Source organism: Microbulbifer okhotskensis (assembly GCF_023895975.1).
In the GTDB taxonomy this organism is placed as follows: domain Bacteria; phylum Pseudomonadota; class Gammaproteobacteria; order Pseudomonadales; family Cellvibrionaceae; genus Microbulbifer; species Microbulbifer okhotskensis.
In genome coordinates this window covers 43,431-56,183 of sequence record NZ_JALBWM010000020.1, presented here as the reverse complement: position 1 = coordinate 56,183, position 12,753 = coordinate 43,431, and the positions used below count along the sequence as shown (strand labels likewise).

Sequence of the window (12,753 nt, the reverse complement as noted above, 5' to 3'; positions counted from 1 at the left end):
TCGAGGATCGTCCATGTCGTCAAAGTGATGTAAAAGGCTAACGCTATCCATTTTGTCTAAAAAACACTCTATGCTTCAAAAAAGATGGCTATTTTAGGTCTATTCTGTTCGTTTTTACACCGATTTATATGGGACAACCCCCTAGTGAGAGTTCACTTCGCCAGCCAGAGGCAGCCTCTCTATAGTCGCCCCCTTTGAAACAGGAATCACGCCATCCTTTTTTGCCCAGACCGCATCAACCAATCCCTGCCCTGGGGAGTAATCCTTGACTGCGCGACACAGAATTGCGCGAACCCCTTCACAGTCATGGGTTGCGCACGCACGCCTCAACTCACCAATCAAAACCCGCAACGGTTGGCTCTCCAGGCGCTCCTCTTCGGCACGCATAATCATTGGGTGATCAGTTCCAAGCACGTTATCCCCCAAGAGTAACTCCTCATACAGCTTTTCCCCTGGGCGCAACCCTGTCACCTTAATCTCGATATCCCCTTCGGGGTTTTTATCGTCTTTTACTGCGTGCCCCATGATTCGCACCAGGCGCTCAGCAAGATCATAAATTCGAACAGGCTCACCCATATCCAAAACAAAGACATCACCGTTGCGCCCCATACTCCCAGCCTGCAATACCAGCTGGGCCGCCTCCGGGATTGTCATAAAATAACGGGTCACTTTGGCGTGGGTAACCGTCACCGGACCGCCGGCATTAATCTGATCCGTAAATAACGGAATTACTGAGCCCGACGAACCTATCACATTACCAAACCTGACCATGCAAACACGCATCCGATTGAAGCGTCGACCAAAATCCTGGCAAATCAGCTCGGCAAATCTTTTCGTGGCTCCCATAACATTGGCTGGACGAACAGCCTTATCCGTGGAGATAAGTACAAATTGCTCAACTCCACAACTGTCAGCCGCTTCCAGAACAGAAAGCGTGCCCAACACATTATTATCCGCCCCAATGACTACGTTCTGCTCAACCAACGGTACATGCTTATAAGCTGCAGCATGGTAAATCGTGCGGACAGAGAAGTTCCGTATAATTTCCGCCATCCGCTCGCTGTTTCGAACATCACCAAGGAGCGCAGTTACCTCGAACCGCACCCCATCATCCTGGCAAAGCTGCAAAAGCTCACGCTCAATTTGATAGAGGGAATACTCTGAAGACTCGACCACAACCAGATGGGTAGGGCTCCACTGGGAAATCTGCCGGCAAAGTTCAGAGCCTATCGAGCCACCTGCCCCCGTCACCAGAACCACCTTGCCAGTAATAGAGCCCGATATCAGGCTCTTGTGTGGCTCAACCGGGTCGCGCCCCAGTATGTTCTCGTAGGTTTGAGAGACATCTTCGGCCTGAGTAACGCCATCGAGCAGTTCCTCAACCCCAGGGATAGCCTTGACCATTAAGCCTCGCTCCCTCAGGGTTCTGGTAATCTCCCTTCGGCGCCGCCTGGGGACACCTGGCATGGCCAGGAGAACCTCAGCAATATCCTTATCTGAAACAACTTCCAATATGTTCGCAGGGTTATAGACCAGCAACCCATCAATAAATGTCTTCTGTTTTGAGGCGTTGTCATCAAAGAAAGCGACCGGCTTATATAACTCACCGTGCACCAGCGCTTTGTACATCTGCAAGCCCGCAGTTCCGGCGCCATAAATCGCCACTCTGGTTTTGTGTATCTCACGCGCCGCCTGATAATAAAGCCGAACCAGCCAGCGAGACCCTCCCACAGAAATAAATGCGAAGCACCAGTAAATCACCGGTACAGACCGCGGAACCCCCGCAGTAGTGAGGTAGGAAGCAACAGCCAATACCACCGCAGAAAGTGTGACGCCCTGAAGTACAGCAATTATCGCCTTCTGCCCCATATAGCGAATAATGGTGCGGTATAAACCAAGACGTAGAAAAATAAAACTTGTGGCGCTGAGCGTTAAAGCCATGCACAGAATCAAACGCGGCTCAAGGAACGCTGAAATGCCATTGAGCCGAATTGTCATCGCCAACAAAAAAGCCAGGCTCAACATTAACAAGTCGAACCCCAGCATCAACACCGGCTTATGCGCTTTCTTTAATTTGTGCCAAATTCGCTTCACGCAATTCCTCATAATCGGCCGTCAACCAAAATAAACCCGCGGGCATAACCCACTCAAGCCGCCCTTAACACAGTAACAGCAAGCACCACCGCAGCTAAGGTGAGCATGCCACTCAACTGAAAAAATAGCGTCTTTCTTACACCAATTCGCAAAGCGCTTTTTTGGTAGAGATGCTCCCGATGGGCCTCCCACCAGCGCTCACCTACCAGCACCCGCCTTATCAAGGTATAAGTTGCATCCAACCAAAATGGTGCAAACAACACCACAGGAACCCAAAGCTCAAACGCATCTCGCTGCCAGCCAAACAGGCCAATAGCCACTGCGGCTAAACCGATACAGGTCGAGCCCGCATCACCCAAAAATATCTTTGCGGTGGGCCAGTTAAACATCAGGAAAATTGCTGCACAAACCGCTATCAACACACAAAGCCATGCCAGCTCAGCATCGCCACTTAATGCACACACTGCACCAAGTGAGGAAAAGCCGACTAGGGCCATAGAGCCAGCCAGCCCATCCATGCCGTCCATAAAGTTATAAAGATTTACAACCCAGGCCCCAGCCAATACCAGAACCGGGTAGTACCACCAGTCCAATGCTGCAGGCAGTGCAAGCAACAACAGGGCAACGGCGACTAAGTGAGTAGAAAAACGAAAATGCATTGCGACATGTCGCAGATCATCTACAGCAGACACCAGCAACAACAACGCAAAAGCGGCAACAAGCAAAGGGGAGAGCGCCAACGGACTTACCAGTACGGCCGCCGAACAACCTATTAGCAATGCCCACCCTCCAGTCCGAGGTACGGGAATCGTGTGCATCGATCGATTATTTGGCACGTCAAGCGCAAAGTGCCTCATCCTTACAACAAACAAAGAGGTTAAACTGTAACTCACCGCCACAGCTAACAAGAGGGGCGCTGCCCACTCCCAAGTCACACTAATCAATCAACCAACCCTTTAAACTTTGACACATAATCGCCTCAAACCCCACTCCACACCCGGAAAAGTCTCTTCGACTACACGTTCACAGGCCAACCTGAAACCCCCAATCCAATCAGCTGACTAAACAAAATCCAGCCTCATTGTGAAAAAAAGTCCCCCACCACACTCAAAAAGGGAGCAAAGCCCTTACTTCGGAAACAGCTCAGAGGTGATATTCGTAAAGAGGAGTACTTACCGGTAACCAGCGGAGAAACATCGGAGGCGGGATTTGATAAATACACACCCAAAAATGTGTGTACCACCTCACCCGGGGTGAGCTTAATCTTACACCTCGATAGTGCAAGTTGTTGAATACCGCCAACGGCGCTTAAAAGCATCATCAATTACGGCACCCTTGCTTATCAGTTTAAAATCCCAACCGGCACCAGCGAAGAACCTGCCAGTTGGAACCCAATCAAACCATCAAAGCCGAATTACATCCCTGTTTTTATCCAGGGTTGCCGTGCCAATTCCCTTCACATTCAACAGTTGATCTATCGAAGTGAACGGGCCGTGCTCTTTGCGATACCTGATGATCAGCTCCGCTCGAGCTACACCAACACCATCAAGCTTTTCTGCAAGTTCATCAGCTGAAGCGCTGTTGACATTGACTGACAAAATCACCTGACTGACATCGGTACTTTCCACCTCCCCAGCGAACCCAGAAGGAGACAAGAAAAGTGAAAAAGCCAAGGCAAAAACAACAGTAAACAATTGGTAGGTTAATTTCATGGATGACTCCCGGTGAATTTTCATTTTCACTTTGGGACTGCTGGTACCTCCCCCAAGCCAAACCATAATATCAACAGGCTACACTCTGTCGGCTCAAGCCTAATTACACACCATTACAGCCAGGGAAGCAACAAAAACGACCTAACCTGAAATTTCGAACAAAATCGACTTTAATGACTCCAGTGGCCTGGGGGCAGCAGTGATGGGGCGACCCACGACCAGATAGCTTGAACCCTCCTCAAGTGCCTCTGACGGGGTCAATGTACGTCTCTGATCTCCAGTATCGGTGCCCGCTGGACGTATTCCCGGTGTTACTAACGCAAACTCAGAGCCACACTCGCTGCGTAACATCTTCGCTTCCCGAGCCGAGCAAACCACCCCGTCGAGCCCACACGCCCTCGCCTGACTGGCCAACTGTAAAACCTGCTTTTCAAGTGGCGCGGACACTCCTGTCGCCGCCAACTCTTCAGCCGTCGTACTGGTCAGGACCGTAACCGCTATCAGTAAAGGTCTACTATCCCCGCAGTCCCGGAGGGCATCAACCGCTGCTGTCATCATCCGCTCACCGCCACTGGCATGGACATTGACCATCCAGACGCCCAGCTGCGCCGCAGCTTTGACAGCCTTGGCTACCGTATTCGGGATATCGTGAAACTTGAGATCCAGAAAAACCTGAAAGCCCCGGTCAACCAAGGCTCTCACCAAATCCGGGCCCGCCGCTGTAAACAATTCCTTACCCACTTTGACCCGACACAGTGACGGATCAAGCTGATCGGCCATAGCGAGAGCGGTGTCTGCGCTGTCATAGTCAAGTGCGACGATAACCGGAGAAGAAACTTTAGATTGCAAGAAATACCTCATTCAATTCAAGAGCTGCCCGGCGAATCGCGCCATACTGACTATATAGCCAGGACAGCAGTTTATTTACTCACCCTCAATCCCCTTTACAGAGCGCACTGAGTCCCAATGCTTACAACTGGGGCACAACCAGTGCAACTGATTCCCCGAAAAGCCACAGTTACTGCAGCGGTAATGGGGGCGACTGGCAATTAGTTGATCAATCAGTGTTTTCAGCAGAGAAAGATTTTCTCGCGCCCTACCCTGAGTACTGTCAATATGCAAATCCAAGAACCGCCCCAGCCCCCTCAAGGAAGGGCGCAAAGCCAACTGCTTACCCATAAAGGCCGCAGCAGCAGCCTCGCTATCTTGCTCTTGGATCCGCCCCGCAAGGGCAATCAGAACACTATTGGACGGGTACTCTTTCAAGAGGGACTCAAGGTATCGATCCAATCCCTTGCCATCCTCCAAATCCCCATAGCAAGTAATTAACAGCTCCAGAATTTCTGGAATATAGTCCGGGTTCTGCTTTGGAATTCGTTGTAGCACCTTGATAGCTTCCCTGGGCTTCCCCAGCAGATACTCAAGGCGCCCCCACAACAGATTAGCGCGAACTGAATCGCGCTCATAACTCAGAGCAGAATCAATATGCTTTCTCGCGCTCAGGTAGTCCTTTGAAGCTATAGACTCATCAGCCAATTCACAGCAAAAATGTGCTTGAACCGGTGCCCAATCCGCGGAGAGGCGCTTGAATCTGCGGCCATGCAGCAGGTTAACCGCATGGATCGCTTTGGCCCACTCTCTCTCATCTCGATAAACTTCTATCAGACGCTCAAGACTGACTGACTTCAATTCCTGAGAGGTTTCAACCAACTCCTGTAGTAGCCGCTCCGCCCTATCCAGCCAGCCCGCTGCTATATAGTCACACGCGAGTTCAAGTTGGGCTTTATTCTGGCTGATTCTTGACAGGCTGGGACGGCCAAGCAGGTTTTGATGCACCCGTATCGCCTGATCATACTCCCCCCGTCTGCGCAGCAAGCTGCCAAGCGCCAAGTGAGTGTCAAAAGTGGCCTGGCTGACTTCGAGGGAATCAATAAACTTGTCAATGGTATCATCGTGGCGCTCACTCAAAAGATAATTCAGTCCCTGCGCATAGGACTGCACCAGCGAGTGTTCATGCTCACTGTAATCTGCCACCTTCTTTTTGGCGCTTCCCCGCCCCAGCACCCAGCCGATAGCAATCGCCGCAAGAAGAAAAAAGAAATAGGTAAAGTCGAGCAAATCAGTCTCCAGAAACCTTGCGGTGAGCGGTCTGTAATTCCCGCTCAACCTTCTTCAACTGCTTCTCGAGTACTCGCGCACGGCGACGTTCTGCGTAAATCGGCTGTAAACTAACAGCAAAACCTGCCAGCAACCCCAGCAATAAAAAACCGACTAACCAAAATCCAACACTCCCCGCTGGTAATTGATAGCCCACAATATTTGGTGTGATCGTCTCCGGATTTGCAACTGCAAAATAAATACCCAAAGCGATACAGAGCAGGGCTAAAACCCCATAGACAATGCGTATCAACCAACGCAAAAATGACAAGGGAACCTCCACGTTCCACAAAATAACTTTTTCGATTACCGCTGGGGGCCAATGCCAGTTAAAGAAGCATCTGGAATGCCACCCTCAGAGACCCAATCATACTTCGATCCCAGCCGCATGATGCATACTCCGGTTCACTCTGTCACGCAACTCCTTGCCCGGCTTAAAATGAGGAACATATTTTCCCGTAAGAGCCACTGCGTCCCCGGTTTTGGGGTTCCGGCCAGTTCGCGGCGCGCGATAATGAAGAGAAAAGCTACCAAAGCCACGTATTTCTATACGCTCACCCAGAGATAGGGCGTCCGACATGGTGTCAAGCACCACCTTTACTGCCAGCTCTACATCCCTCACTGGCAATTGATCCAACCTCAACGCAATCCTTTCGATCAGTTCGGATTTGGTCATATGCCCTGCAACCCTTGTAAGTCATTGATTATTCTGGCGTAGGGCACCAATCATCTAATAGAAAGCCGGACTGGGCAACCCCAGTCCGGCTTTCGTATTACCCCAAGCATTTCACTTGAAGTTTTGAACGCTCAAAGATTATTAGTCTTTGTTGTTCATTTGTGCCTTGATCAGGTCACCGATAGTTGCGGGCTGAACAAGTTCAGACTGCTTCTTACCGTGATCTTTAACCGCTTGTTTCTCATCGTCCTGATCTTTGGCTTTGATAGACAAGCTGATCACGCGGTTCTTACGATCCACACTAGTGATCTTAGCTTCGACTTCCTCACCTTCCTTCAGGATGTTGCGGGCATCTTCAATCTTATCCCGACTGATTTCAGAAGCGCGCAAAATGCCTTCAACTTCATTCGCCAGGGTAATTACTGCCTGCTTAGCGTCAACTTCCTTCACAGTACCCATTACGATACTGCCGCGATCGCTGGTAGTAACGTAGTCGGAGAACGGATCGGACTCCAACTGCTTGATACCCAGGGAGATGCGCTCGCGCTCGGAATCGATACCCAGGATAACAGTCTCGATTTCGTCGCCTTTCTTGAACTTGCGAACAGCTTCTTCGCCAGCTTCATTCCAGGAGATATCGGACAGGTGTACCAGGCCGTCGATGCTACCGTCAAGACCGATGAAGATACCAAAGTCAGTGATAGACTTGATCTTACCGGAGATTTTGTCACCTTTAGCGAATTTACGCGCAAAGGCATCCCACGGATTTTCCTGGCACTGCTTGATACCCAAGGAGATACGACGACGCTCTTCGTCAATATCCAGAATCATCACCTCTACCTCGTCGCCCACCTGGACAACTTTGGACGGGTGAATATTCTTGTTGGTCCAATCCATTTCGGAAACGTGTACCAGACCTTCCACACCCTCTTCCAGCTCGGCGAAACAGCCGTAGTCGGTCAGGTTGGTTACAACCGCCTTCACGCGGCTGTTTTCCGGGTAACGCTGTTTGATGGATACCCAAGGATCTTCGCCCAGTTGCTTCAGGCCCAGGGATACACGGCTGCGCTCGCGGTCGAACTTCAGTACTTTTACTTCGATCTCGTCGCCAACGTTCACGATTTCGCTCGGATGCTTGATGCGCTTCCAGGCCATATCGGTGATGTGCAGCAGGCCGTCGATACCGCCCAGGTCTACGAAAGCACCGTAGTCGGTCAGGTTCTTCACGATACCCTTGACGCTCATACCTTCCTGCAAGCTTTCCAGCAGAGCTTCACGCTCTTCAGAAGTGGCAGCTTCCATAACGGCGCGACGGGAAACAACTACGTTGTTGCGCTTGGAGTCCAGCTTGATAACTTTGAACTCGAGCTCTTTACCTTCCAGGTGCGCGGTATCGCGAACCGGACGAACGTCAACCAAAGAGCCGGGCAGGAACGCACGGATATTGGCAACATCGACAGTAAAGCCACCCTTAACCTTGCCGCTGATAACACCCTTAACCACTTCGTCAGCTGCGTGAGCGGCGTCGAGGATTTTCCAGGCTTCAGCGCGCTTGGCTTTTTCACGGGACAGACGGGTTTCACCGAAACCGTCTTCAACAGCTTCCAGGGCAACCTGTACTTCGTCGCCCACCTGCAAATCAACTTCGCCTCGGTCGTTGGCAAACTGTGCAGCAGGGATAACGCCTTCAGACTTCAGGCCCGCGTGAACGGTTACCCAGTCTTTGTCTACGTCAATTACAACACCAGTGACGATAGCGCCCGGTGCCATTTCAACGCTTTTTAGGCTCTCTTCAAATAGATCAGCAAAGCTCTCGCTCATTACATTACCTATAGTGCTGGGTCCAGCCGCTGGTAACTTTAAAGTCTAGTCAACCGCCAGCCGCGACCCCAACCGCGCTGCCAGCACGCGGGTCGGATTACGACAGCGGCCGGGCGATTCTGGCTGATCCCGGCCGCTGTCGTTAGAAAATTGTGTGCCATTCCAGCTCTAGGATAAAACGCGATCCCGCACCAGAAGCAGTACTCTCTGAAGTACTTCGTCAATACCCACCCCAGTGCTATCAAGCTCAACCGCATCCTCGGCGGGAGCTAGGGGGGAGGCCGCTCTGTCCATATCCTGTGCATCTCGGGCACGGATGTCCTCCAGCAGGTCGCGGAGGCTAACAGAAACCCCCCTCTCCCGCAACTGAGTAAAACGCCTCCTGGCCCGCTCTTCTGCACTGGCAGTAAGGTAGATCTTGACTGGCGCGTCGGGAAATACAGTAGTTCCCATATCGCGACCATCCGCCACCAGCCCAGGCGCCTCGCGGAAATCTCTCTGGCGCTGCAATAGCGCTGCGCGCACACCAGGGATAGCAGCCACTTTCGAAGCCGCCATACCCACTCGCTCCATGCGGATATCAGCGGTGACATCACAGCCTTCCAGCCACACCTGCACTTGACCCACATCCAACGTAAAGCTTACATCCAGATCTTTGGCCAACCGGGTCAACAACTTATCGTTAGAAAGGTCAACTTCCTTGTTCAACGCGGCCAGAGCGGCTGCCCGGTAAAGTGCCCCGGAATCCAGCAAGACAAAGTCCAAACGATCGGCCAGCAGCTTCGCAATGGTGCCCTTACCCGAGCCACTTGGACCATCAATAGTAACTACCGGCGGCAGCCTGTTTGTATCACTCATATTCTTCTATACAACTCAACATATCTGGCAGTCGCACCCAATCGCCTGCAACCACCCCAGACTCAGTGCTTATATCACGCCAATTGCAATTTCAGGCCCACACCGGTTGCCAGCTCAGCAAAATTCGGGAATGACGTTGCCACATTAGCGCAGTGGAGGATGCGGATTGTATCCTTTGCACGCAACGATGCCACCGCAAAAGCCATAGCAATACGGTGATCACCCAAACTATCAACAGTACCACCGGCAAATACCCTCGCCGCCTCGGCACCCTGAATCACAATGCCATCCGCAGTTGCCCTGGCTGTCACCCCCAGCGCCACCATTCCATCCGCCATTGCCTGAATGCGATCACTCTCTTTGACCCGTAACTCTTCAGCTCCAGTCAGAACCGTCTCTCCCTGCGCACATGCGGCAGCTACAAACAGCGCGGGAAACTCATCTATTGCCAGAGGCACCTGCTCTTCCGGGATACGAATCCCTCTTAGCGGGGCATAGCGCACGCGAATATCCGCTACAGGTTCCCCACCCACTTCGCGAGTATTTAGCAATTCAATATCGCCCCCCATAGCACGCAGGATATTGATAACACCATCCCGGGTCGGATTAATCCCCACATGCTCGAGTACGATATCCGAGCCGGGAGAAATCGACGCAGCCACCATAAAGAAAGCCGCGGAAGAAATATCTGCGGGCACATCGATACGACAGGATTTCAGCGCTCCGTTACCATCCAAAGCGGCCTCGGGACCATCTCGACTTACCGCATAACCGAACCCTTGCAGCATACGCTCAGTATGATCGCGGGTCGGCGCAGGCTCCACAGTAGAGGTTCGACCTTCCGCATACAGCCCGGCCAGCAACACTGCAGATTTCACTTGGGCACTGGCCATTGGCAAGGGATAGTGAAGCCCTTTCATCGGACTCCCCCCTTTAATAATGAGCGGCGGCCGGCCCTCCGGGCCGGTTTCTATATTTGCACCCATATCCCGCAGTGGATTCGCCACTCTATTCATCGGGCGCTTAGACAGCGACTCATCGCCAGTCAAGGTTACATCAAAACGTTGGCCAGCAAGCAAGCCCGCCAGAAGGCGCATTGAAGTACCAGAATTTCCCAGATACAAGGGCCCAGACGGTGCCTTTAACCCCCTCAAGCCCACACCATGAATAACAACCCGGCCATTGTCAGGCCCCTCGATAACCACCCCCATATCGCGGAATGCCTGCAGGGTTGCCAGCGCATCCTCTCCTTCCAGAAAGCCCTCCACTTCGGTAACGCCTTCAGCCAGGGAGCCCAACATGATTGAACGGTGCGACATGGACTTATCTCCAGGCACTCGCAATTTGCCGTTAACAGCGTTCGCCGGCTGCGCGATAAAAGTTATTTCCTGTGCTTGCATAGAATCTGAATACGCTTGTTTCGCCAACATTTTTGTAAAGTAATCCCGGGCCGCCTTGGCTCGGGTAAACACGCCCATCAACGCCCCGCTATCACCCGCGGCAATAGCGCCACGAAGAGAGGAGAGATTCAGACTGTAAAGGTCTATCGCTTTTAAGATAGCCTCGCGGTTAGCCAGCATAATATCTCGCCACATCACCGGGTCGCTGGAGGCGATCCGGGTAAAATCGCGAAAACCACCGGCGGCGTAACGGAAGATATTCTCGTTTTCCGCATCGTGAGCCAGGGTGTCTACGAGGCTAAATGCAATAACATGGGGAAGATGGCTAGTCGCTGCCAATACCTCGTCATGCTCTTCCACTGGCATTTTCAGCACCTCGGCACCCACCGCCTGCCACACTTGCTCTACCCGTCGCAAATGGTCAACACCCGTATCCTCGAGCGGTGTCAGGATAATGCGATGATCTCGATATAGATCATCTCTCGCAGCCGTCACACCACTCCTTTCCGACCCCGCAATCGGGTGGCCCGGCACCAGGAAACTGGGTACGCCACCCCACACGGCTTCTGCCGCCCTCACCACACTACCCTTGACACTGGCGCCATCTGTAACTGTAACACCAGCCGGTAGATACCTTTTAAGCTGGACAAATACGGACTCGACAGCCAGCGTGGGTACCGCAACAAAAACCAGATCCCCCGGCTCCAGCTGCGGCAACACCTCCTCAAGACAAACGCTAGCCCGGTCGACTATTCCCAGTCTTTTGGCTTCATCACACGTATTCCGACCAGAAGTGACACCGATCACCTCGCGGCAGGCTCTCGCAGCCTTTAGTGCGAGCGCAAAGCTGCCGCCAATAAGACCGACTCCGACAACAAGCAGCCGACCAATTTTTGCCTGCTGCATCACAGAACACCGCGAGGATAGGAACCGAGCACCTTCAAATCTGACGCACCGTCACCAACTTCTTTTAGAGCCTCCGCGACCCCACTGGTATCGCGGTGCCCGGTGAAATCGATAAAGAACACGTAGGTCCAATTGCCCGACTGTGACGGACGGGTTTCCACTCTGGTCAAATCAACACCATAGCGGCGAAATGGCTCCAGAAGATCATGCAAAGCGCCGGGCTCGTTGCGCATGGAGACCATTAGCGAGGTCTTATCATCACCACTCTCGGGAACTTGCTGTGTCCCGATTATCAGAAAGCGCGTGGAGTTATCCGGACGATCCTCAATCTTTTCCGATAATACTTTCAGTCCATATAAGTCCGCCGCCATATCACCGGCAATAGCCGCGGCATTCCACTCACCTTTGACGCGTTTGGCCGCATCAGCATTGCTGGAAACTGCCACACGCTCCACGTTGGGGTAATGAGCATCGAGCCATTTGCGGCACTGCGCGAGACTCTGCGCATGGGAATAAATTCGGGTGATCGACTCCGGCCGGGTCACATCTGAAATCATCAAGTGGTGATGGATACGTAACTCCACCTCTCCACAGATACTCAGATTGGAATTCATAAAATTATCCAGGGTGTGGTTGATCACACCCTCAGTAGAATTCTCCACCGGCACAACACCGTAGCTCACCGCACCGGCTTCAACTTCACGAAACACCTCATCAATAACCGCAAGAGGACGGCTTTTGGCAGAGTTGCCGAAGTGCTTTAAAGCGGCCTGTTGGGTGAAAGTGCCCTCAGGTCCCAGGTAAGCCACCTTAACTGGCTCCTCCAGAGCGAGGCAGGCGGACATGATCTCGCGGAACAGTCTTGCCATCTCTTCATCAGTCAATGGGCCCGAGTTGCGCTCCATGGCTCGACGTAATACCTGCGCCTCACGCTCGGGCCGGTAATACAATGCATCCTCGCCGGTTGCCTTTTTCACCTTTGCAACTTTCAGTGCACAGCTGGCTCGCTCGCTAATAAGATTTGCGATCTCAGCGTCGATATTGTCAATACGATTGCGCAGCTCCAACAATTGCTGGTCGCCACTTACAGTTTCCTCTGTCATCCGCCTATCTGCTTTCCTATGGATTC

At 52.4% G+C, this 12,753-nt stretch carries 11 protein-coding genes; all 11 read right to left on the bottom strand.

What is annotated here, in order from left to right; all coding sequences use genetic code 11:
* Positions 1-141 precede the first annotated feature (141 nt).
* Entirely contained in the window at positions 142-2,094 is a 1,953-nt protein-coding gene (locus tag MO867_RS07110; protein ID WP_252465602.1) for a polysaccharide biosynthesis protein, read from the bottom strand.
* A gap of 53 nt (positions 2,095-2,147) precedes the next feature.
* Positions 2,148-2,873: an MraY family glycosyltransferase gene (locus tag MO867_RS07105; protein ID WP_252465601.1), complete on the bottom strand. Its 726-nt coding sequence runs from the start codon at positions 2,871-2,873 to the stop codon at positions 2,148-2,150.
* Positions 2,874-3,497: 624 nt separating this feature from the next.
* Positions 3,498-3,806, bottom strand: coding sequence for a ComEA family DNA-binding protein (locus tag MO867_RS07100; RefSeq protein ID WP_252465600.1), 309 nt, complete (start codon positions 3,804-3,806; stop codon positions 3,498-3,500).
* Between the two features lie 141 nt (positions 3,807-3,947).
* Positions 3,948-4,655, bottom strand: a complete 708-nt coding sequence (gene pyrF, locus MO867_RS07095; protein WP_252465599.1) for an orotidine-5'-phosphate decarboxylase — start codon at positions 4,653-4,655, stop codon at positions 3,948-3,950.
* A gap of 75 nt (positions 4,656-4,730) precedes the next feature.
* On the bottom strand, positions 4,731-5,924 hold the full coding sequence (gene lapB, locus MO867_RS07090; protein WP_252465597.1) for a lipopolysaccharide assembly protein LapB: 1,194 nt from the start codon (positions 5,922-5,924) through the stop codon (positions 4,731-4,733).
* Position 5,925: 1 nt separating this feature from the next.
* Positions 5,926-6,234, bottom strand: a complete 309-nt coding sequence (locus MO867_RS07085) for a lipopolysaccharide assembly protein LapA domain-containing protein (RefSeq protein ID WP_252465595.1) — start codon at positions 6,232-6,234, stop codon at positions 5,926-5,928.
* 96 nt (positions 6,235-6,330) lie between these two features.
* The gene (gene ihfB, locus MO867_RS07080) at positions 6,331-6,639 is read right to left on the bottom strand and encodes an integration host factor subunit beta (RefSeq protein ID WP_252465593.1); all 309 of its coding nucleotides are present in this window, start codon (positions 6,637-6,639) and stop codon (positions 6,331-6,333) included.
* A 141-nt stretch (positions 6,640-6,780) separates the two neighbouring features.
* The gene (gene rpsA / locus MO867_RS07075; protein WP_252465592.1) at positions 6,781-8,460 is read right to left on the bottom strand and encodes a 30S ribosomal protein S1; all 1,680 of its coding nucleotides are present in this window, start codon (positions 8,458-8,460) and stop codon (positions 6,781-6,783) included.
* A gap of 168 nt (positions 8,461-8,628) precedes the next feature.
* Positions 8,629-9,318 carry a (d)CMP kinase gene (gene cmk, locus MO867_RS07070; protein ID WP_252465591.1) on the bottom strand — a complete coding sequence of 230 codons (690 nt, stop codon included), beginning with the start codon at positions 9,316-9,318 and terminating at the stop codon, positions 8,629-8,631.
* 74 nt (positions 9,319-9,392) lie between these two features.
* On the bottom strand, positions 9,393-11,624 hold the full coding sequence (locus tag MO867_RS07065) for a bifunctional prephenate dehydrogenase/3-phosphoshikimate 1-carboxyvinyltransferase (RefSeq protein WP_252465590.1): 2,232 nt from the start codon (positions 11,622-11,624) through the stop codon (positions 9,393-9,395).
* Positions 11,624-12,727: a prephenate dehydratase gene (pheA, locus tag MO867_RS07060; RefSeq protein WP_252465589.1), complete on the bottom strand. Its 1,104-nt coding sequence runs from the start codon at positions 12,725-12,727 to the stop codon at positions 11,624-11,626. Before pheA ends, MO867_RS07065 begins: the two co-directional genes overlap by 1 nt.
* Positions 12,728-12,753 lie beyond the last annotated feature (26 nt).

What these genes read in the sequence shown, in the direction of transcription:
- MO867_RS07100 (WP_252465600.1), bottom strand. Translation starts at nt 3,806, where the DNA reads ATGAAATTAACCTACCAATTGTTTACTGTTGTTTTTGCCTTGGCTTTT.
- cmk (WP_252465591.1), bottom strand. Translation starts at nt 9,318, where the DNA reads ATGAGTGATACAAACAGGCTGCCGCCGGTAGTTACTATTGATGGTCCA.
- MO867_RS07065 (WP_252465590.1), bottom strand. Translation starts at nt 11,624, where the DNA reads ATGCAGCAGGCAAAAATTGGTCGGCTGCTTGTTGTCGGAGTCGGTCTT.
- pheA (WP_252465589.1), bottom strand. Translation starts at nt 12,727, where the DNA reads ATGACAGAGGAAACTGTAAGTGGCGACCAGCAATTGTTGGAGCTGCGC.
- rpsA (WP_252465592.1), bottom strand. Translation starts at nt 8,460, where the DNA reads ATGAGCGAGAGCTTTGCTGATCTATTTGAAGAGAGCCTAAAAAGCGTT.
- ihfB (WP_252465593.1), bottom strand. Translation starts at nt 6,639, where the DNA reads ATGACCAAATCCGAACTGATCGAAAGGATTGCGTTGAGGTTGGATCAA.